The following is a 22,096-nucleotide window of genomic DNA, read 5'->3' on the forward strand; positions in this document are numbered from 1 at the left end:
CCGGTTCGGACTTAGTCTTTATCAATACGACTGGCGACAGCACCCTGCTGGTCGCGATATTTGGCATCCTGGCGGGCGTTATACGGACGTGCCGCCGGGCCGGTTAACGGCTCAAAGCTCAACGCGCCAATCATCATGCCCGGGCGCAGCGCCAGCGGCAGTTTGCCGGCGTTGAAAAACTCCAGCACGATACGTCCGGACCAGCCTGGATCGATACGGTGGGCGGTCACGTGCACCATCAGCCCCAGGCGCGCCAGAGACGAACGCCCGTCGAGCCAGCCGACCAGATCCGCAGGCAGGGTGATGGATTCAAAGGTTACGGCCAGCGCCAGCTCACCCGGATGCAGGTAGAACGCCTCGCCGTCGTCGAGCACGATTTCGTCGCTCATCACCCGGTCGAGTGCGGCGCTGACTTCATCTTTCGGCCCGCTCAGGTCGATAAATGGTGCGGTATGACCGCTAAAGGTACGAAACTTATTCCCCAGACGGACATCCACAGTCACGCCGTTAATGCGCTCGACGGGCGGGCGCGGGGTGATGCTCAGACGGCCTTCGTCCAGCCAGGCTTCAATATCACGGTCACAAAGACGCATCACTTTCTCCTTTCGTGCAGCGCGCCTTCCGGCCTTGCGAGCCGGAGGGCGAACCCGGTTATCTTTGAACGGTACACAATTCGCGCGTGTTATTCAAAAAACTGGCTGATTTTCGCTTTCAGAATATCAATGGCGATGCGGTTTTTACCCCCGCGCGGCACGATAATATCGGCGTACTGTTTGGATGGTTCAATAAACTGCAGGAACATTGGGCGTACCGTTTTCTGGTACTGCGCCATCACGGAATCCATGGAGCGGCCGCGTTCGTTAACGTCGCGTTTGATGCGGCGCATCAGGCAGATATCCAGCGGGGTATCAACAAAAATGGAGAAGTTCATCGATTCGCGCAGACGGGCGTCGGTGAGCAGCAGGATGCCTTCGAGGATAATGACCTTTTTCGGCGCAATGCGAACAGTTTCCTGCAGGCGGGTATGTTCAACGTAGCTATAGACAGGCAGCTCAATGGCGGTGCCGTTTTTCAGAGCCTGAAGATGCTGGAATAACAGGCTGTGATCCATCGCGCTTGGATGGTCATAGTTGGTCTTAACACGCTCTTCCATCGACAGATGGCTTTGATCTTTGTAATAGCTGTCTTCTGGAATAACGCCGATGTGCTCATCGCCGACCTGTTCACGTAATTCACGGTAAAGCGTACTGGCAATGAGACTTTTACCTGAAGCCGATGCGCCGGCGATGCCTATAATGACGCACTGATGAGACTTATCAGTCATAAATTTTTGCGACCTGAGTAACCTGGATGTAAGGAAGGACGACGCCTGAGCGTCAAACGCGGCAATTATAGGGATTTCGTCGGTATGATACCAGCCGAATAGAAATGTTCTGCGAGAGACGTTCAAAGTCCATGCAGAATAATCCTGGCCACCATTAATCCGGTTACTTTTCCAGCACCTGAGATGAAATTATTGCAGGATAACTGTTTAATAACTCTGTGATGTCAATTTATGAGCGCATACCATATAAATTGTAAATTGTTTGTACTAGCATGAACCAAATTAAAAAATCAACGCGTCCGGAGATGACTCCTGGCGGCATGGCGTCTTCGGATAAAGCGGTAATGAATAAAAAATACCAGCGCGTTTTGGTAACTACGCCACATCCTTTACTACGGCTTGTCAGTCTTGGACTGGTTACCTTCATATTCACTCTTTTCTCGCTCGAATTAACGCGTTTCGGAACTTTTTTGGCGCCCTTATGGTTCCCGACCTCCATTATGATGGTGGCGTTTTACCGTCACGCCGGGAAGATGTGGCCCGGCATCGCCCTCGCCTGCAGCCTTGGTAACCTCTCTGCTTCCTGTCTGATCTACTCCTGGGATTCCATTAACCTGTGGTACACGGGTGTCAACGTCGTGGAGGCGTTTGTCGGCGCCCTGCTGCTGCGTAAACTGCTCCCCGGCTACAACCCGTTGCAGAATCTCGGGGACTGGATCCGTCTGGCGATCGGCAGCGCCCTGATCCCTCCTCTGCTGGGCGGGGTGCTGGTCTGGCTGGCGGTGCCCAGCAACGAGCCGCTGCGCAGTTTCATGGTCTGGGTGCTGTCGGAGTCCATCGGCTCGCTGGCGCTGGTGCCGTTAGGCCTGCTGTTTAAGCCGCACTACCTGCTGCGCCACCGCAACCCGCGCCTGCTGTTTGAAACCCTGCTGACCATGGCGGTAACGCTGCTTCTCAGCTGGATCTCCCTGCACTATTTGCCCTGGCCATTTACGGCCATCATTGTCCTGCTGATGTGGAGCGCCGTGCGCCTGCCGCGTCTGGAAGCCTTCCTGGTCTTCCTGGTGACGGTGATGATGGTGTCGCTGATGATTGCCAGGGATCCCGACCCGCTGACCATGCAGAATTTCGGCGCGCTGATCAACGCCCCGTGGCTGCCGTTCCTGATGATGCTCCTGCCCGCTAACGTGATGACCATGGTGATGTACGCGTTTCGCGCCGAGCGTAAGCACATTACCGAGAGCGAAGAGCGTTTTCGCAATGCGATGGAGTATTCCGTTATCGGTATGGCGCTGGTCAGCACCGACGGTCAGTGGCTGCAGGCGAACAAGGCGCTGTGCCAGTTCCTCGGCTACTCCCAGTCCGAGCTGCGCTCCCTTAATTTCCAGCAGCTCACCTGGCCGGAAGATTTAGAGAACGATCTGGAGCAGCTGGACCAGCTCCTGCAGGGCAAAATCAACAGCTACTCGCTGGAGAAGCGCTACTACACCCGCAGCGGCGAGGTGGTCTGGGCGCTGCTGGCGGTGTCGCTGGTGCGTCACGCTGACGGTACTCCGCTCTACTTTATCGCCCAGGTCGAAGACATTAACGATCTCAAGCATACCGAATGGGTCAACAAGCGCCTGATGGAGCGTATTACCCTGGCGAACGAAGCGGGCGGCATCGGCATCTGGGAGTGGGATCTCAAACCCAACGTCATCAGCTGGGATAAGCGCATGTTCGAACTGTACGAAGTGCCTGCCCACGTCAAACCCACCTGGCAGCTCTGGCACGAGTGCATGCTGCCGGAAGATCGCGCCCAGGCGGAGCAGGTGGTGCGCGATTCTCTCGCAGCCCGGGTGCCGTTCAAGCTGGAGTTCCGCATCCGGGTGAAAGACGGGATTCGCCATATCCGCGCCCTCGCGAACCGGGTGCTGAATAAACAGGGCGAAGTGGAGCGCCTGCTCGGCATCAATATGGACATGACCGAGGTGAAAGAGCTGAACGAGGCGCTGTTCCAGGAAAAAGAGCGTCTGCACATTACTCTCGACTCCATCGGCGAAGCGGTGCTTTGTACCGATATCAATATGAACGTCACCTTTATGAACCCGGTGGCGGAGAAGATGAGCGGCTGGCTGCAGCAGGATGCGCTGGGGCAACCGATCCTCTCGGTCCTGCACATCACCTTCGGCGATAACGGCCCGCTGATGGAGAATATCCACAGCGGGGATATGTCCCGCAGCGACATCGAGCAGGATGTGGTGCTGCACAGCCGTAACGGCGGCAGCTACGATATTCACTACAGCATCACCCCGCTGAGCACCCTTGACGGGCAGAATATCGGCTCGGTGCTGGTTATTCAGGACGTTACCGAGTCGCGCAAAATGCTGCGCGAGCTGAGCTATAACGCCTCGCACGACGCCCTCACCCACCTGGCGAACCGCGTCAGCTTTGAGGCCTGCCTCAAGCGGATGCTGCATACCGTGCAGGAGACGCGCCAGCGTCATGCCCTGGTATTTATCGATCTGGACCGCTTCAAAGCCGTCAACGACACCGCAGGCCACGCGGCGGGGGATGCGCTGCTGCGGGAACTCTCATCCTTGATGCTGAGCATGCTGCGCTCCACCGATATGCTGGCCCGTCTTGGCGGGGACGAATTTGGCCTGCTGCTGCCGGACTGCAACACCGAAAGCGCGCGCTACATTGCCGGTCGCATTATCGACGCCATCAACGACTATCACTTTATGTGGGAAGGCCGCCTGCACCGCATCGGGGCCAGCGCCGGGATCACCCAGATCGACGAGCGCAATAACCAGGCCTCCGAGGTGATGTCGCAGGCCGATATCGCCTGCTACTCCTCGAAGAACAACGGCCGTGGCGTGGTGACGGTGTATGAACCGCAGCAGGAGCGGATGCTCAAGGCGCCGGGCACCATCTCGCTGGACGAGCAGTGGCATATGATTAAAGACAATCATCTGCTGATGATCGCCCGCAGCGTCGCTTCGCCACGCATCCCGGAAAGCAGCACCTTCTGGATGCTGGCCCTGCGCCTGTGGACCAACGACGGCGAGATGCTGGAAGAGCACGCCTTCCGGGCCGGACTGGCGGAGCCGGAGCTGATTCACGCCCTCGACAGACGCATTTTGCAGGAGTTTTTCCGCAATTTTGCCACGCCGCTGACCAACAAAGGCACCGGGGTCGCCCTGCCGCTCTCCACCGCCGGTCTTGCCAGCGCCACCCTGGTGGATGAACTGCTGGAGATGCTGCGCGCCTGTCCGCTGCAGCCGCGTCTGCTGCATCTGATCGTCCACGTCAGCGTCCTGACGCAGGAAGATGACGTTACCCACGCCAACCTGCAGAAGCTGCGCGAGGCCGGGTGCCGTATCATCCTGAGCCATGTAGGGCGCGATATGGAGGTGTTTAACCACCTGAGCGCGCAGATGGCCGACTACCTGCTGCTCGATCCTGAGCTGGTGGCAAACGTCCACGGGAATCTGATGGATGAGATGCTGGTGACCATTGTTCAGGGCCATGCCCAGCGTCTGGGGATCAAGACCATCGCCGGGCCGAGCAATCAGCCGATCATGATGGATACGCTTTCCGGCATTGGCATCGACTACATCTACGGCAACACCATTGGCGAGCCGCAGCCGCTGGAGCTGCTACTCAATGCCAGCTACTTCGCCATCAACTGACGGCGTCCAGCCGTCGGTGTACCAGATGTGCAGCAGGGCGTACGAGCGCCAGGGCTGCCAGCGTTCAGCATAGCGGCGTATTTGCGCCGGAGTCATTCCGGCAAAGCGCTGCTTGATCAGATAGTCATCCGCTAAAAACACATCCTTTGCCTGCCAGCCTCGCAGGGCGAAGTAGTTCGCCGTCCAGCGGCCGATCCCGGGCCGGGTCTGCAGCGCTTTGATGGCGCTGTCGATATCATCCGGGGCCTCGGTCGGGAAATCTCCTGCCACCACCGACTGCGCCAGATGGATCAGCGATTCCGCGCGTTTCAGCGGCATGCCCAGCGTCTTCAGCGCCAGCGGATCGGCCTGTGCCACCGCGTCAGGCGTCGGGAAACAGCGGTATTCCGGCGCTTCCGCCAGGGGCTCGCCACAGAGCGCCACCAGCTTAGCGGTCAGCTTCGCGGCCATTGCCACGCTCACCAGCTGTCCGAGAATGGCGCGCACGCCCTGCTCCCAGGTATCCATCGAACCCGGCAGGCGCAGGCCGGGGCGCGCGGCACCAAGCGAGCCCAGTGTCTGTTCAATCTGCTGCGGATCGCAGTGCAGATCGAACAGACGGGTGATGCGCGCCAGGCAGAGATCGGCGATGGGCAGCAGCCCGTCGCTGAGTGCCACCTCCAGCGTGCCGTTGGGCTGCGGCGTCACGTGGATCAGCCCCCGATGCCCCTGGCAGGCGAAGCTGCGGGTGTAGTCGGTGGCGGTCACGGTTTCAATCCCGGCGACCGCACGATCGCCAAGAAATTTCAACATCCAGTGCCAGTCGTAGGGCGGCTGCCAGGTCAGGGTAAACATCGTCGCTCCTTATTTTGTCCTGTCACAGCATAAACGCAGATGGCTCCTTACGCCTTGCTTTCATATTCCTGTTGTCGCCAGCCGGACATTTCGCTAAAGTCTCGCCCCTTCTCAATGGCATGGGGACGCTGACGTGTTTATCGGATTTGACTATGGCACCGCCAACTGTTCAGTAGCGGTGATGCAAAACGGGCAGCCGCAGCTGCTGAAAATGGAAAACAACAGCACGCTGCTGCCGTCGATGCTCTGCGCGCCGACCCGCGAGGCGGTGAGCGAGTGGCTGTACCGCCACCATCAGGTTCCGGCCAACGGCACGGAAACCCAGGCGCTGCTGCGCCGGGCGGTCAGTTTTAACCGCGAAGAAGATATTGATGTGACGCCGGCCAGCGTGCAGTTTGGTCTGTCGTCGCTGGGTCACTACATTGAGGATCCGGAGGAGGTGTACTTCGTTAAGTCGCCGAAATCCTTCCTGGGTGCCAGCGGCCTGAAGCCGCAGCAGGTGGCGCTGTTTGAAGATCTGGTCTGCGCCATGATGCTGCATATTCGCCAGCAGGCCCAGACTCAGCTGACGGATGAGATCACCCAGGCGGTGATTGGTCGCCCGATCAACTTCCAGGGGCTGGGCGGCGATGAGGCTAACCAGCAGGCGCAGGGGATTCTGGAGCGCGCCGCGCAGCGTGCCGGATTCCGCGACGTGGTGTTCCAGTATGAGCCGGTTGCCGCCGGTCTGGATTTTGAAGCGACGCTTGAGCGCGAAAAACGGGTGCTGGTGGTGGATATCGGCGGCGGGACCACCGACTGTTCGCTGCTGCTGATGGGGCCACAGTGGCATCAGCGCCGGGATCGCGAGAGCAGCCTGCTGGGGCACAGCGGCTGTCGTATCGGCGGGAACGATCTGGACATCGCCCTGGCCTTCAGGAGCCTGATGCCGCTGCTCGGCATGGGCGGGCAGACAGAAAAAGGCACCGCCCTGCCGATCCTGCCGTGGTGGAACGCCGTGGCGATCAACGACGTGCCGGCGCAAAGCGATTTCTACAGCGTTGCCAACGGGCGTTTTCTTAACGATCTGGTGCGCGACGCCCAGGACGGCGATAAGGTGGCGCTGCTGCATAAAGTGTGGCGTCAGCGTCTGAGCTACCGGGTGGTACGCAGCGCGGAAGAGAGCAAAATTGCGCTTTCAGATGCCGCAGAACACGCCGTGACCCTGCCGTTCATCAGCGATGAGCTGGCGACGGCCATCAGCCAGCAGGGGCTGGAGGCGGCGCTGGCGCAGCCGTTACAGCGCATCCTTGAGCAGGTGCAGCTGGCGCTGGATAACGGCAACGAGAAGCCGGACGTCATCTACCTGACCGGCGGCAGCGCCCGCTCACCGCTGATCAAAAAAGCGCTGGCGCAGCAGCTGCCGGGCATCCCAATTGCCGGGGGCGATGATTTTGGTTCCGTCACCGCCGGGTTGGCCCGTTGGGCGCAGGTGGTGTTCAGCTAAGGTGGCATTGCCGGGGGCGCTTCGCTTGCCCGGCCTAGTCTGGTGCGGTCTGTTGCCCTCACCCCGCCCTCTCCCACGGGGAGAGGGAGAACACCCTAAAAACGACAACTGGCGTTGCCGTTTTGCTTTTACCTCCATTCAGACAAATCCAGACAGTCTTTCATATTTCCTCCATTTTTCCGCTCAATTGCCTCACTAAACTAGTATTATTTTCCGCACTGTTTCAGGACGAGAACATATAACGATGAAAGGCCGCAATAAATCCCGCTGGGTAATCGCCGCTGGCATCATTGTGGTGGCCCTTGCCGCCGCGTGGTACTGGCACCAAAAGAGTCCTGCACCTGCCGGTGCGTCGAGCCAGACGCAGCGCCCGGCGGGCGGTGGACGCCACGGGATGCGCAGCGGCCCGCTGGCGCCGGTACAGGCCGCGACCGCAGTCAGTAAATCCGTGCCGCGCTATCTCTCCGGCCTCGGCACCATTACCGCCGCCAACACCGTCACCGTGCGCAGCCGCGTCGACGGACAGCTGATCGCCCTGCACTTCCAGGAAGGGCAACAGGTGAAAGCCGGCGATCTGCTGGCCGAAGTCGATCCCAGCCAGTTCAAGGTTGCGCTGGCCCAGGCTCAGGGACAGCTGGCCAAAGATCAGGCCACCCTCGCCAATGCCCGCCGCGATCTGGCCCGTTTCCAGCAGCTGGTAAAAACCAACCTCGTCTCCCGTCAGGAGCTTGACGCCCAGCAGGCGCTGGTCAGCGAAAGCCTCGGCACCATCAAAGCCGATCAGGCCGCCGTCGCCAGCGCACAGCTGCAGCTCGACTGGAGCCGCATCACCGCCCCGATTGACGGGCGCGTGGGCTTAAAACAGGTGGATATTGGCAACCAGATCTCCAGCGGAGATACCACCGGGATTGTGGTGCTGACCCAGACCCACCCTATCGATTTAGTGTTTACCCTGCCGGAAAGCGATATCGCGACCGTCATCCAGGCGCAGAAAGCGGGCCAGACCTTAACCGTTGAAGCCTGGGATCGCGCCAACAAGCAGAAGCTCAGCGACGGTACCCTGCTGAGCCTCGATAACCAGATCGACACCACCACCGGCACCATCAAGCTGAAAGCGCGCTTCAGCAATCAGGACGACGCCCTGTTCCCGAACCAGTTCGTTAACGCCCGCATGCTGGTGGCGACCGAAGAGAACGCGGTGGTGATCCCGACCGCGGCGCTGCAGATGGGTAACGAAGGCAACTTCGTCTGGGTGCTGAACAGCGACAACAAAGTCAGCAAACATCTGGTGAAACCGGGTATTCAGGACAGCCAGAACGTGGTGATTGCCGCCGGACTGTCGGCAGGCGACCGGGTGGTGACCGACGGTATTGACCGTCTGACCGAAGGGGCAAAAGTGGAAGTGGTGGAAGCCCACACCGATACCCCTGCTGAGCCTGCGAAACGCGAACATAAAAAACAGGGAGCGGACGCCTGATGCAGGTAATGCCTCCGAGCGCCACGGGCGGCCCGTCGCGCCTGTTTATCCTGCGCCCCGTCGCCACCACGCTGTTGATGGTGGCGATCCTGCTGGCGGGGATCATCGGCTACCGCTTCCTGCCGGTCTCTGCCCTGCCGGAAGTGGATTACCCCACCATTCAGGTGGTGACGCTCTACCCGGGCGCCAGCCCGGACGTGGTGACCTCGGCCATTACCGCCCCGCTGGAGCGCCAGTTCGGGCAGATGTCGGGCCTGAAGCAGATGTCCTCCCAGAGCTCCGGCGGCGCGTCGGTGGTGACGCTGCAGTTCCAGCTGAGCCTCTCCCTGGACGTCGCCGAGCAGGAGGTTCAGGCCGCGATCAACGCCGCCACCAACCTGCTGCCTTCCGACCTGCCTAACCCGCCGGTCTACAGCAAGGTTAACCCGGCGGATCCGCCGATCATGACCCTCGCCGTCACCTCCTCCGCCATGCCGATGACCCAGGTTGAAGACATGGTGGAAACCCGCGTGGCGCAGAAGATCTCCCAGGTCTCCGGCGTCGGGCTGGTGACCCTCTCCGGCGGCCAGCGCCCGGCGGTTCGCGTGAAGCTCAACGCCCAGGCCATTGCCTCTCTCGGGCTGACCAGCGAAACCATCCGCACCGCCATCAGCAACGCCAACGTTAACTCGGCGAAAGGCTCTCTTGATGGCCCGACCCGGGCAGTAACGCTTTCCGCCAACGATCAGATGCAGTCTGCCGATGAGTATCGCCAGCTGATTGTCGCGTACCAGAACGGCGCGCCGATCCGCCTCGGCGATGTGGCAACCGTCGAGCAAGGGGCAGAAAACAGCTGGCTGGGGGCCTGGGCTAACAAGCAGCAGGCGATCGTGATGAACGTCCAGCGTCAGCCGGGGGCGAACATCATTGATACCGCTGACAGCATCCGCACCATGCTGCCCACGCTCATCGACAGCCTGCCGAAATCGGTCAGCGTCAAGGTGCTGTCGGATCGCACCACCAATATTCGCGCCTCGGTCAGCGACACCCAGTTTGAGCTGATGCTGGCGATTGCGCTGGTGGTGATGATCATCTACCTGTTCCTGCGTAACGTCCCGGCGACCATTATCCCGGCGGTGGCGGTGCCCTTGTCGCTGGTCGGCACCTTCGCGGTAATGGTGTTTCTCGACTTCTCGATCAACAACCTGACGCTGATGGCCCTGACCATCGCCACCGGCTTCGTGGTGGATGACGCCATTGTGGTGATCGAGAACATCTCCCGCTATATCGAAAAAGGCGAAAAACCGCTGGCGGCGGCGCTGAAGGGGGCCGGTGAGATCGGCTTTACCATCATCTCCCTCACCTTCTCGCTGATTGCGGTGCTGATCCCGCTGCTGTTTATGGGTGATATCGTCGGGCGTCTGTTCCGCGAGTTTGCGGTGACGCTGGCGGTGGCAATTCTGATCTCGGCGGTGGTCTCCCTGACCCTGACGCCGATGATGTGCGCCCGGATGCTGAGCCATGAATCCCTGCGCAAGCAGAACCGTTTCTCCCGCGCCTCGGAGCGGATGTTCGAGCGGATCATCGCCGCCTACGGACGCATGCTTGCAAAAGTGCTCAACCATCCATGGGCGACCCTCGGCGTGGCGCTGGGCACCCTCGCCCTGAGCGTGCTGCTGTGGGTGATGATCCCGAAAGGCTTCTTCCCGATCCAGGATAACGGCATTATTCAGGGCACCTTGCAGGCGCCGCAGTCGGTGTCGTTTGCCAGCATGGCCCAGCGCCAGCAGGCGGTGTCCGAGGTGATCATGAAAGATCCGGCGGTAGAGAGCCTGACCGCCTTTGTCGGCGTGGATGGCACTAACCCGTCCCTGAACAGCGCCCGCCTGCAGATCAACCTCAAGCCGCTGGACGATCGCGACGACCGGGTTAACACGGTGATTGAGCGACTGCAGAGCGCCGTGGCGAAGGTGCCGGGCGTGGAGCTGTACCTGCAGCCGACCCAGGATCTGACCATCGACACCACCGTGAGCCGCACCCAGTATCAGTTTACGCTGCAGGCCACCAGCCTCGATGCCCTCAGCACCTGGGTGCCGCAGCTGGTGGACGAGCTCCAGCAGCTGCCGCAGCTCTCCGACGTCAGCAGCGACTGGCAGGATAAAGGTCTGGCGGCGTATATCAACGTCGATCGTGACAGCGCCAGCCGCCTCGGCATTACCATGGCGGACGTCGATAACGCGCTCTACAACGCTTTCGGCCAGCGTCTGATCTCCACCATCTACACCCAGGCCAACCAGTACCGGGTGGTACTGGAGCACGACACCCGGCAGACGCCGGGGCTGGCAGGGCTGGATACCGTTCGCCTGACCAGCAGCAGTGGCGGGATTGTGCCGCTGAGCGCCATTGCCAAAGTGGAAGAGCGCTATACGCCGCTGGCGGTGAACCATCTGGATCAGTTCCCGTCCACCACCATTTCGTTTAACGTCCCGGACGACTACTCCCTGGGCGAGGCGGTGCAGGCGATTACCGATGCGGAGAAAAACCTCAGCTTCCCGACCGACATCCAGACCAAATTCCAGGGCAGTACCCTGGCGTTTCAGGCCGCGCTCGGGAGCACCATCTGGCTGATCGTCGCCGCGGTGGTGGCGATGTATATCGTGCTGGGCGTGCTGTATGAGAGCTTTATCCACCCGATCACCATTCTCTCGACCCTGCCCACCGCAGGCGTGGGGGCGCTGCTGGCACTGATGCTGGCGGGCAGCGAACTGGATGTGATTGCCATTATCGGGATTATTCTGCTGATCGGTATCGTCAAGAAAAACGCCATCATGATGATCGACTTTGCTCTCGCCGCCGAGCGCGAGCAGGGGATGTCGCCGCGTGACGCGATTTTCCAGGCCTGTCTGCTGCGTTTCCGCCCGATCCTGATGACGACGCTTGCTGCCCTGTTAGGCGCGTTGCCGCTGATGCTCAGCACCGGCGTGGGTGCCGAGCTGCGTCGTCCGTTAGGGATCGGCATGGTGGGCGGTCTGCTGGTGAGCCAGGTGTTAACCCTGTTCACCACGCCGGTGATCTACCTGCTGTTTGACCGCCTGGCCCTGTGGAGTAAAAGCCGCTTCCCGAAACGTGAAGAAGAGGAGGCGTAAGTGAAGTTTTTCGCCCTCTTCATTTACCGCCCGGTGGCGACGATTTTAATCTCGCTTGCCATTACGCTCTGCGGCGTGCTCGGCTTCCGGCTGTTGCCGGTGGCCCCGCTGCCGCAGGTGGATTTCCCGGTGATCATGATCAGCGCCTCCCTGCCGGGCGCGTCGCCGGAGACCATGGCCTCGTCGGTGGCTACGCCGCTGGAGCGCTCCCTCGGGCGCATCGCCGGGGTCAACGAGATGACCTCCAGCAGCTCGCTCGGCAGTACGCGCATCATCCTTGAGTTTAACTTTAACCGCGACATCAACGGCGCGGCGCGTGACGTGCAGGCGGCCATCAACGCCGCGCAGAGCCTGCTGCCAAGCGGCATGCCGAGCCGTCCGACCTACCGCAAAGCCAACCCGTCCGATGCGCCGATCATGATCCTGACGCTCACCTCGGACACTTACTCTCAGGGGCAGCTGTACGACTTCGCCTCCACCCAGCTGGCGCAGACCATCGCCCAGATCGACGGCGTGGGCGACGTGGACGTTGGCGGCAGCTCCCTGCCCGCGGTGCGCGTGGGGCTGAATCCGCAGGCGCTGTTTAATCAGGGCGTGTCGCTGGATGACGTGCGCAGCGCCATCAGCAACGCCAACGTGCGCAGGCCGCAGGGGTCGGTGGAGGATGGCAGCCGCCGCTGGCAGATCCAGACCAACGACGAGCTGAAAACCGCGGCGGAGTACCAGCCGTTAATCATTCACTACAACAACGGTGCGGCGGTGCGCCTGAGCGACGTGGCCAGCGTCACCGACTCGGTGCAGGACGTGCGTAACGCCGGGATGACCAACGCTAAACCGGCCATTCTGCTGATGATCCGCAAGCTGCCGGAAGCCAATATCATTGAGACGGTGAACAGCATCCGCGCCCGTCTGCCGGAGCTGCAGGAGACCATTCCGGCGGCCATCGATCTGCAGATTGCCCAGGATCGCTCCCCCACCATTCGCGCCTCGCTGGAGGAGGTGGAGCAGTCGCTGATCGTCTCGGTAGCGCTGGTGATCCTGGTGGTGTTCCTGTTTCTGCGCTCCGGGCGCGCGACGCTGATCCCGGCTGTCGCCGTGCCGGTGTCGCTGATTGGTACCTTCGCCGCCATGTATCTGTGCGGCTTTAGCCTCAACAACCTGTCGCTGATGGCCCTGACCATCGCCACTGGCTTTGTGGTGGATGACGCCATCGTGGTGCTGGAGAACATCTCGCGCCATCTCGAAGCGGGGATGAAGCCGCTGCAGGCGGCGTTACAGGGCTCACGGGAAGTGGGCTTTACGGTGCTCTCCATGAGCCTGTCGCTGGTGGCGGTGTTCCTGCCCCTACTGCTGATGGACGGCTTGCCGGGGCGTCTGCTGCGGGAATTTGCGGTGACGCTGTCGGTGGCGATTGGCATCTCGCTGTTGGTGTCCCTGACCCTGACGCCGATGATGTGCGGCTGGATGCTCAAACGTAGTCCGCCGCAGTCGCAGCCGCGCAAAAAAGGCTTTGGCCGAATGCTGATGGCCCTGCAGACGGGCTACGGGAAATCGCTGAAATGGGTGCTGAACCATACCCGGGTCGTCGGGCTGGTGCTGGTGGGCACCATCGCTCTCAACGTCTGGATGTATATCTCCATCCCGAAAACCTTCTTCCCGGAGCAGGACACCGGGGTGCTGATGGGCGGGATCCAGGCTGACCAGAGCATCTCCTTCCAGGCGATGCGCGGCAAGCTGCAGGACTTTATGAAGATCATACGCGAAGACCCGGCGGTGGATAACGTTACCGGCTTCACCGGCGGCTCGCGGGTAAACAGCGGGATGATGTTTATCACCCTGAAGTCCCGTGACGCGCGTAACGAAACCGCGCAGCAGGTGATCGACCGCCTGCGGGTGAAACTGTCCAAAGAGCCGGGAGCGAATATGTTCCTGGTGGCGGTGCAGGATATCCGCGTCGGCGGGCGTCAGTCTAACGCCAGCTATCAGTACACCCTGCTGTCGGACGATCTCGCCGCGCTGCGGGAGTGGGAGCCGAAGATCCGCAAGGCGCTGGCGGCATTACCGCAGCTGGCGGACGTGAACTCCGACAGCCAGAACAACGGCGCGGAGATGGCCTTAACCTACGATCGTGAAACCATGTCGCGGCTGGGCATTGACGTGAGCGCCGCCAACAGCCTGCTGAATAACGCCTTCGGCCAGCGGCAGATCTCCACCATCTACCAGCCGATGAACCAGTACAAGGTGGTGATGGAGGTCGATCCGCGCTATACCCAGGACATCAGCGCGCTGGATAAGATGTTTGTGATTAATAACGACGGCAAGGCGATCCCCCTCTCCTACTTTGCCCACTGGCAGCCCGCTAACGCGCCGCTGTCGGTGAACCACCAGGGGCTGTCGGCGGCGTCGACCGTATCGTTTAACCTGCCGACCGGCTCGTCGTTGTCGGAGGCCAGCGAGGCCATCACCCGCACCATGACCCAGCTTGGCGTGCCGTCCTCGGTGCGCGGCAGCTTCGCCGGTACCGCCCAGGTGTTCCAGGAGACCATGAAATCGCAGGTGATCCTGATCCTGGCGGCCATTGCCACGGTCTATATCGTGCTCGGGGTGCTGTATGAGAGCTATATTCATCCCCTGACCATTCTCTCCACCCTGCCGTCGGCGGGGGTGGGCGCGCTGCTGGCGCTGGAGCTGTTTGGCGCGCCGTTCAGCCTGATTGCGCTGATAGGCATTATGCTGTTAATCGGCATCGTGAAGAAAAACGCCATCATGATGGTCGACTTTGCCCTGGAGGCCCAGCGCAACGGCAACATGACGCCGCAGGACGCCATCTTCCAGGCCTGCCTGCTGCGTTTTCGCCCGATCATGATGACCACCCTGGCGGCGCTGTTTGGCGCCCTGCCGCTGGTGATCTCCAGCGGTGATGGCGCGGAGCTGCGCCAGCCGCTCGGGATCACTATTGTCGGCGGGCTGGTGATGAGCCAGCTGCTGACGCTGTACACCACCCCGGTGGTCTATCTGTTCTTCGACCGCCTGCGGGTGCGTTTTTCCCGTAAACCCAACGAGACGGTAACAGGCCCATGACCGATCTTCCCGCTAACGTTCGCTGGCAGCTGTGGATTGTCGCCTTCGGCTTCTTTATGCAGTCGCTGGATACGACCATCGTCAATACCGCCCTCCCCTCCATGGCGAAAAGCCTCGGGGAAAGCCCGCTGCATATGCACATGGTGATTGTCGCCTACGTGCTGACGGTGGCGGTGATGCTGCCCGCCAGCGGCTGGCTGGCGGACAAAGTGGGGGTGCGCAATATCTTCTTTACCGCCATCGTGCTGTTTACCGCCGGGTCGCTGTTCTGCGCCCGGGCGGAGACGCTGAACGAGCTGGTCATGGCCCGGGTGCTGCAGGGCGTCGGCGGGGCGATGATGGTGCCGGTGGGCAGGCTGACGGTGATGAAGATTGTGCCGCGCGAGCAGTATATGGCGGCGATGACCTTCGTCACCCTGCCCGGCCAGGTGGGGCCGCTGCTGGGCCCGGCCCTTGGCGGCGTGCTGGTGGAGTATGCCTCCTGGCACTGGATCTTCCTGATTAACCTGCCGGTGGGCATCATCGGGGCGATTGCCACATTGTGTCTGATGCCGAACTACAAAATGCAGACCCGGCGCTTTGACCTGGTGGGCTTTTTCCTGCTCGCGGCGGGGATGGCGACCCTGACCCTGGCGCTGGACGGACAAAAGGGGCTCGGGATCTCCCCGCTGGCGCTGGCCGGGCTGGTGGCTATCGGGGTGGTGTCGATTCTGTGGTATCTGTGGCACGCCAGGGGTAACGACCGGGCGCTGTTCAGCCTGACGCTGTTTCAGAACACCACCTACCGCCTGGGGCTGCTCGGCAGCCTGGCAGGGCGCATCGGCAGCGGCATGCTGCCGTTTATGACCCCGGTCTTTTTGCAGATTGGCCTCGGCTTTTCGCCGTTCCACGCCGGGCTGATGATGATCCCGATGGTGCTCGGCAGCATGGGGATGAAGCGCATTGTGGTGCAGGTGGTGAACTACTTTGGCTATCGCCGGGTGCTGGTATCCGCCACGCTGGGACTGGCGCTGGTAAGCCTGCTGTTCATGGCCGTCGCGCTGCTGGGCTGGTACTACGTCCTGCCGCTGGTGCTCTTCTGCCAGGGGATGATCAACTCCATCCGCTTCTCCTCCATGAATACCCTGACGCTGAAAGACCTGCCCGATGAGCAGGCGAGCAGCGGCAACAGCCTGCTGTCGATGATCATGCAGCTGTCAATGAGCGTCGGGGTCACCATTGCCGGGCTGCTGCTGGGCATGTACGGGCAGCACCAGCTCACCGCCGACAGCGCCGTCGTCCATCAGGTGTTCCTCTACACCTACCTGAGCATGGCGCTGATCATCGCCCTGCCGGCCTTTATTTTCGCCCGGGTTCCGGATGATACCAGCAAGAATGTCGTCATCAGGCGGCGCAAAAGGAGTGAACCATGAAGTTCTGGCGACCGGGCATTACCGGCAAGCTGTTTCTGGCCATTTTCGCCACCTGTATTGTCCTGCTGATCACCATGCACTGGGCGGTGCGGGTCAGCTTTGAGCGCGGCTTTATCGACTACATCAAACACGGCAACGAGCAGCGGCTGCAGGGCTTGAGCGATGCCCTCGCCGAGCAGTACGCCCTGCACGGCAACTGGCGCTTTTTACGCAACAACGACCGCTTTGTCTTTCAGATCCTGCGCTCGCTGGAGCACGACACCGACGACGATCGCCCCGGCCCCGGCATGCCGCCACACGGCTGGCGCACCCAGTTCTGGGTAATCGACCAGGATATGCGGGTGCTGGTCGGCCCGCGCGCCCCGGTGCCGCCGGACGGTACCAGGCGGGCCATTACGGTGAACGGCAATGCCGTCGGCTGGGTGATCGCCTCCCCCGTGGAACGGCTGACGCGCAATACCGACATCAACTTTGACCGCCAGCAGCGCCAGACCAGCTGGCTGATTGTGGCCCTGTCCACCCTGCTGGCGGCGCTGGCCACCTTCCCGCTGGCGCGCGGCCTGCTGGCGCCGGTCAAGCGGCTGGTGGACGGCACCCACCGGCTGGCGGCGGGGGATTTTTCCACCCGCGTCGATACCCGCAGCCAGGACGAACTGGGCAAGCTGGCGCAGGACTTTAACCAGCTCGCCAGCACCCTTGAGAAGAATCAGCAGATGCGCCGGGACTTTATGGCCGATATCTCCCACGAGCTGCGCACCCCGCTGGCGGTGCTGCGCGGCGAGCTGGAGGCGATCCAGGACGGGGTGCGTAAGTTTACGCCGGAATCGGTGACCTCATTGCAGGCGGAAGTGGGCACCCTCACCAAGCTGGTGGACGATCTGCATCAGCTGTCGATGTCCGACGAAGGGGCGCTGGCCTATCAGAAAGCGCCGGTGGATGTGATTAATATTCTGGAGATGGCCAGCGGTGTCTTCCGGGAGCGCTTTGCCAGCCGGGATCTGCGCATTGAGCTGTCGCTGCCGGAACACGCGGTGGTGTTTGGCGATCGCGACCGGCTGATGCAGCTGTTCAACAATCTGCTGGAAAACTGCCTGCGCTACACCGACGCGGGCGGCGCGCTGCGCATCTCCGGCAAATGTGAAGAGCAACGCTTCGCCCTGACCTTTGCCGACACCGCGCCCGGCGTCTCTGACGAGCAGCTCAACAAGCTGTTTGAGCGCTTTTACCGCACCGAAGGGTCCCGCAACCGCGCCAGCGGCGGCTCCGGGCTGGGGCTGGCGATCTGCGTGAACATCGTTGAAGCCCACGGCGGCACCCTCCGTGCCGCCCATTCGCCTTTTGGCGGGGTTAGCATTACAGTAGAGCTACCGCTGGAACGCGATTTATCGAGAGAAGCATGACTGAGTTACCCATTGACGAAAACACACCCCGCATCCTGATTGTGGAGGACGAGCCTAAGCTTGGGCAGTTATTAATCGACTATCTGCGGGCGGCGAGCTATGCCCCGTCGCTTATCAGCCATGGCGATCAGGTGCTCTCTTACGTGCGCCAGACCCCGCCGGATCTGATCCTGCTCGACCTGATGCTGCCGGGCACCGACGGCCTGACCCTGTGCCGGGAGATCCGCCGCTTCTCCGAGGTGCCGATTGTGATGGTGACCGCCAAAATCGAAGAGATCGACCGCCTGCTGGGGCTGGAGATCGGCGCCGATGATTATATCTGCAAACCCTACAGCCCGCGCGAGGTGGTGGCCCGGGTGAAGACCATTCTGCGCCGCTGCAAGCCGCACCGTGAGCTACAGGCGCTGGATGCGGAAAGTCCGCTTATTATCGACGAAGGCCGTTTCCAGGCGAGCTGGCGCAGCAAGCTGCTGGACCTGACGCCGGCGGAATTCCGCCTGCTGAAAACCCTGTCCAGCGAGCCGGGGAAAGTGTTCTCCCGCGAGCAGCTGCTGAACCATCTGTATGACGATTACCGGGTGGTGACGGATCGCACCATCGACAGCCATATCAAAAATCTGCGCCGCAAGCTGGAAGCGTTGGATGCCGAGCAGTCGTTTATTCGCGCGGTATACGGTGTGGGGTATCGCTGGGAAGCGGATGCCTGCCGGATCGGCGGGTGAAGGAAGAAAAATTACCCGCTGCGGCGGGTAATGGCATCAGAGGACGTCAGCCGCCCCGTGCGCCGTAATGACATAACCCTGCTTTTGCCAGTGCTCCAGCTGCTGGCGCTGTTCATCCGACAGGGTTTTACCTGCCCAGACGAGAATATGCTGGCCCGGGAAGAACTCCGGATGGGGTAACTCCAGCGGTTCAGCAAAGACGTTGATGCGCCACCCCCGGTGCGACAGACGCCACGCCTCCATCCACAGGCGGGTACGATCCTCAACCCCCCAGCCAATGAGCAACGCATCCCTGCCCGCTTTGGTACGCGAATCGGTCAGGCTGGTGATCGCCTGTTCGATCAGAATGCCGTCCAGCATGCTGCCCATAATGCGCGCGGTAGCGTGGTCAAGGCTTAAGGTCTCCCGCACGGGAATAAACACGTTGTCGATCAGGACGTCCACAGGATGGTGCTGACAGAAAATCGCGATCTGCGCCCGCGATTTAGCCGGGTTCACCTGGCGCAGCGTGCCCATCATCTCTTCCTGCAGCACACCCCAGTTCCCTGGCTCAGGGGCTTTGTCCCCATCCAGCAGGGCTTTTACCTTACCCACCGGTACGCCACGCTCAATCCAGCGCTTGATCTCTTCAATGCGCTGTAGATCGTCGTCATCAAATTGCCGATGTCCGCCTTCACTACGCTGCGGCTTTAGCAGGCCATACCGGCGCTGCCACGCACGCAGAGTGACGGGGTTGATGCCGCAACGTTCTGCCACATCGCCAATACTGTAAAAGGCCATCAATTCCTCATGGCTGATCAATATATTCATCGTTCAAGGTAACGAATCTCACCGGGCTGTACAACTCGTTATATTGTACAACAGAATTGTATCACTGCCCGGTGAAGGTTAAAGAAGAACCTCCTCGCGCGGCTCAGGCCACGAAACTGGCGGGATCCCGGCCAGTTCAGGGTGGGCAAACAGGTGCCCCTGGAACTGAGAAACGCCTGCAGATTCGAGCCACATCCACTCTTCCGGCTGCTCGATACCCACTGCGGAGATCAGAATTTCTAAAGCTGTACAACATTTTATGATCGCGAGCACAATTGCCTGCCGCGGTCCGCTCTTGTGAACGTCGCGAATCAGATCGCGATTAATCTTAATTCTGTCTGGCTGGAACTGCGCCAGCAACAGCAGACCGGCAAAACCACCGCCAAAGTGGTCAATCGCGACGCCAATACCTGCGGCTTTTAACTCGCGTACCGCACCGGTGAACTCATCCAGACGGGAGATCACTTCGTGCTCGGTAAACTCCACCACAATCTGCTCTGCCACCAGTCCGTTGGCCTCTATCTCACGAATCAGATAGTCGACCGCGTTGGGAATATTGACCAGCGTCATCGGTAAAAGGTTCACTGACAGGCTCTGTTCACCCAGCCCCAGCTCCTTTGCCATCGCAAAGGCAACGCTCTTGCTTTTAAGGTCGGCTTCATAAACAGCATCCCCTTCCAGCCCCTCAAACCAGCGCTGGGCAGGCTCCCCTTCCGGGGTGCGGATCAGGGCTTCGAGAGAGACAACTTCGCGGGCCAGCGGGTCGATAATCGGCTGGAACGCGAAGCTGCACGACTCGCTGTAACGCCCCGGCAGGGTGCGTACGCTGGGATCTTCGCTATCAGGAACAAACACCCAATGGTCCCCTGACGGCAGCTCAAAGTAGTTCTCTTTTTCACTCTCCTCGACGAAGGTTCTGAAGAAGTGCAGCGCCCTGTCGTTATAAAACATCTGGTACTTTGTGGTGCCCTTGTCCAGCACGTTTTGCAGCACTTCGTGACGGTCATAGTGGCGTAAATCAAACAGTTCCATGCCGTACTTGCCGAAGCGCCGGGCGCGGGAATAATCGCACAACAGTTCCACCACGTTGTGGTGACGCGGGTCTTCACAGATCGCGCGGTAAATGGCTCTTACATTCTCCTCAGGTCCTTCGAGCAGCTGAAAAAAGAGCTTGCCAGTAAACAGAAGAATGCCGCTAACCCCGGCTTCTTTGTTTTTTTCATTTGCTGCAACAACCATGTCTTCCAGCACGGTAACCGGTACGTCGTCACGAAAATGACTACGGTAAATGATGGTAGTGAGCATAGGGTTTCCAATAGAGGAGGTGAATGAAAGTCCACAGTATCAGATGGTTCGCTTAACTTCTTATAAGCTTCCCCGGACGAAGTAAATTCCGTCACCTGTACCCGCCATAACGACAAAAATCGTCGCCAATGTACAATCTTTTTAGCTTGTTTTACAAATTTTATCTATTTTAACTTACTGAATAATATGGATTAGCACGTAATGGTAAAAATATATTTGTTAACTTGTACAATTGGTGTGTACAGTATTTACAAGTTAACAAGATATTAACCTTCTAAATACAGCGGATTTCAGGAGTGACATATGCGCGAGAACGGGTACTCACCGAACACAGCCAATGCCATTGCCCAGTACTTTAACAAAGCAAACCAACCCTCCCAGCAGGAGACGCTGGGTCAAATTGTGGTTGAAATTCTACGGGAAGGAAAAATCCTCAATCGAAAAGCCATTTGTACCCGTCTGCTTTACCGGATGGACCAGGCTTCGGATCGGGAAGAGGAGAGCCGTTATCAGACGCTGGTTGGCCTGCTGTTTGATCGATAAACGATACGCCACAGCATATGATTACCTTGTTTTTTGAGTCAGTTTTTTCTTTGCGACAGATTTTTTATACTGTCACGACAGACTGACTTTATGCCGCATCTCTTCCTGCAGGAAGATGCGGCGACAGAGACGTAGTTATGAACAGAAGTGACCATGAACGATTAACTGACGAACTTATTGGCGAAGCTACTCTTTCTTTGCTCAAAGATAACGGCCCCATAAGCATGAAGCTGTTGCTGGAGAGGCTGCAACAGATGTTATCGATTGAGCGGGACGGGCAGCGGCGGAACGTGCTATCCCAAATTATTCTGGAAATTTCCAACGATGGTAAGGGTGGCACCCGGCGTAATACCAAAAGTGAGCAGCAGGAGTGGGACACGGATGGTCGACACAGCAGCAGCAATGTGTATCCCCTGTTTGGCAATAGCCCGCAAGCCAACAGGAATAAGCATTAACTGCACCATTAATTTATTAACTGAACCGGTGTGACACTATGAGCCAGGCTATGCTCCAGAAAAATGACTTTTACGATGAACTGCCCAATGCTGCATTGTCCAACTACTTTCGTAGTGCCGGTGGTTTGCTGGCCGAAGAGTGGGCGCTGCTTCAAACTGTGACAGGCGCCATTCTGGATGCGAAGGAACCGCTGACTAATAAAGCGATTATTTTACGTTTGATCCATGAGATCGAGTCTACGCGCGACGTTGTCCGCGCCGATATCATTCGTAAGACCCTGGAAATTATTGTCGATCATACCCAGGACGACCTCTGATTGCCCCATCCCTGAGCTAAACGCCGACGGTACTGTCCTGCCGTCGGCCTTTACTCACTCAATGGTTTACCTCCCCTTCCCGCAGCGCTACAATGCCCGCCCTTAATGTATGGGATCTCCTCCCGGCGCCC

General features: G+C 59.8%; 16 protein-coding genes. 11 read left to right on the forward strand and 5 right to left on the reverse strand.

What is annotated here, in order from left to right; all coding sequences use genetic code 11:
- Positions 1–11: 11 nt before the first annotated feature.
- Both dcd and udk read right to left on the reverse strand, forming a co-directional pair.
- The gene (gene dcd, locus ACOYA6_RS10685; protein ID WP_039030274.1) at positions 12–593 is read right to left on the reverse strand and encodes a dCTP deaminase; all 582 of its coding nucleotides are present in this window, start codon (positions 591–593) and stop codon (positions 12–14) included.
- An 89-nt stretch (positions 594–682) separates the two neighbouring features.
- Positions 683–1,324: a uridine kinase gene (gene udk, locus ACOYA6_RS10690; RefSeq protein ID WP_032612454.1), complete on the reverse strand. Its 642-nt coding sequence runs from the start codon at positions 1,322–1,324 to the stop codon at positions 683–685.
- A 344-nt stretch (positions 1,325–1,668) separates the two neighbouring features.
- Between udk and ACOYA6_RS10695 the strand changes: the two genes are divergently transcribed.
- Positions 1,669–4,998 carry a diguanylate cyclase gene (locus ACOYA6_RS10695; RefSeq protein WP_039030282.1) on the forward strand — a complete coding sequence of 1,110 codons (3,330 nt, stop codon included), beginning with the start codon at positions 1,669–1,671 and terminating at the stop codon, positions 4,996–4,998.
- On the opposite strand, the gene alkA is transcribed toward ACOYA6_RS10695, so the two are convergent.
- Positions 4,966–5,832 (reverse strand): DNA-3-methyladenine glycosylase 2, encoded by an 867-nt coding sequence (alkA, locus tag ACOYA6_RS10700; RefSeq protein ID WP_422654663.1) that lies wholly within the window; start codon positions 5,830–5,832, stop codon positions 4,966–4,968. The genes ACOYA6_RS10695 and alkA overlap by 33 nt on opposite strands.
- Before the next feature lie 133 nt (positions 5,833–5,965).
- Between alkA and yegD the strand changes: the two genes are divergently transcribed.
- From yegD to baeR, 7 genes are all read left to right on the forward strand, one after another.
- The gene (gene yegD / locus ACOYA6_RS10705) at positions 5,966–7,318 is read left to right on the forward strand and encodes a molecular chaperone (protein ID WP_422654664.1); all 1,353 of its coding nucleotides are present in this window, start codon (positions 5,966–5,968) and stop codon (positions 7,316–7,318) included.
- A 244-nt stretch (positions 7,319–7,562) separates the two neighbouring features.
- Positions 7,563–8,795: an MdtA/MuxA family multidrug efflux RND transporter periplasmic adaptor subunit gene (locus ACOYA6_RS10710; protein ID WP_139563223.1), complete on the forward strand. Its 1,233-nt coding sequence runs from the start codon at positions 7,563–7,565 to the stop codon at positions 8,793–8,795.
- Positions 8,795–11,920, forward strand: a complete 3,126-nt coding sequence (locus ACOYA6_RS10715) for an MdtB/MuxB family multidrug efflux RND transporter permease subunit (RefSeq protein ID WP_422654665.1) — start codon at positions 8,795–8,797, stop codon at positions 11,918–11,920. Before ACOYA6_RS10710 ends, ACOYA6_RS10715 begins: the two co-directional genes overlap by 1 nt.
- Positions 11,921–15,001 (forward strand): multidrug efflux RND transporter permease subunit MdtC, encoded by a 3,081-nt coding sequence (gene mdtC / locus ACOYA6_RS10720; protein ID WP_422654666.1) that lies wholly within the window; start codon positions 11,921–11,923, stop codon positions 14,999–15,001.
- On the forward strand, positions 14,998–16,413 hold the full coding sequence (mdtD, locus tag ACOYA6_RS10725; protein ID WP_223073774.1) for an MFS transporter: 1,416 nt from the start codon (positions 14,998–15,000) through the stop codon (positions 16,411–16,413). Before mdtC ends, mdtD begins: the two co-directional genes overlap by 4 nt.
- Entirely contained in the window at positions 16,410–17,813 is a 1,404-nt protein-coding gene (gene baeS, locus ACOYA6_RS10730) for an envelope stress sensor histidine kinase BaeS (protein WP_039031111.1), read from the forward strand. Before mdtD ends, baeS begins: the two co-directional genes overlap by 4 nt.
- On the forward strand, positions 17,810–18,535 hold the full coding sequence (gene baeR, locus ACOYA6_RS10735) for an envelope stress response regulator BaeR (RefSeq protein ID WP_039031110.1): 726 nt from the start codon (positions 17,810–17,812) through the stop codon (positions 18,533–18,535). The genes baeS and baeR overlap by 4 nt, the downstream gene beginning before the upstream one ends.
- A 36-nt stretch (positions 18,536–18,571) precedes the next feature.
- Here the strand turns inward: baeR and ACOYA6_RS10740 are convergent, their stop codons facing one another.
- The gene (locus ACOYA6_RS10740) at positions 18,572–19,315 is read right to left on the reverse strand and encodes a MerR family transcriptional regulator (RefSeq protein WP_138369945.1); all 744 of its coding nucleotides are present in this window, start codon (positions 19,313–19,315) and stop codon (positions 18,572–18,574) included.
- A gap of 108 nt (positions 19,316–19,423) precedes the next feature.
- Entirely contained in the window at positions 19,424–20,650 is a 1,227-nt protein-coding gene (locus ACOYA6_RS10745; protein ID WP_422654667.1) for a diguanylate phosphodiesterase, read from the reverse strand.
- A gap of 303 nt (positions 20,651–20,953) precedes the next feature.
- Between ACOYA6_RS10745 and ycgZ the strand changes: the two genes are divergently transcribed.
- The 3 genes from ycgZ (at position 20,954) to ACOYA6_RS10760 (ending at position 21,965) form a co-directional block, all read left to right on the forward strand.
- A complete protein-coding gene (ycgZ, locus tag ACOYA6_RS10750) occupies positions 20,954–21,193 on the forward strand; it encodes a regulatory protein YcgZ (protein ID WP_039031107.1) in 240 nt (79 codons plus the stop codon).
- 137 nt (positions 21,194–21,330) lie between these two features.
- Positions 21,331–21,648 carry a hypothetical protein gene (locus tag ACOYA6_RS10755; protein WP_422654668.1) on the forward strand — a complete coding sequence of 106 codons (318 nt, stop codon included), beginning with the start codon at positions 21,331–21,333 and terminating at the stop codon, positions 21,646–21,648.
- 38 nt (positions 21,649–21,686) lie between these two features.
- Positions 21,687–21,965 carry a biofilm development regulator YmgB/AriR family protein gene (locus ACOYA6_RS10760; RefSeq protein ID WP_072036700.1) on the forward strand — a complete coding sequence of 93 codons (279 nt, stop codon included), beginning with the start codon at positions 21,687–21,689 and terminating at the stop codon, positions 21,963–21,965.
- Positions 21,966–22,096: the final 131 nt, after the last annotated feature.

Origin of the sequence: Leclercia barmai (assembly GCF_049312895.1) — a bacterium.
GTDB classification, from domain to species: domain Bacteria; phylum Pseudomonadota; class Gammaproteobacteria; order Enterobacterales; family Enterobacteriaceae; genus Enterobacter; species Enterobacter barmai.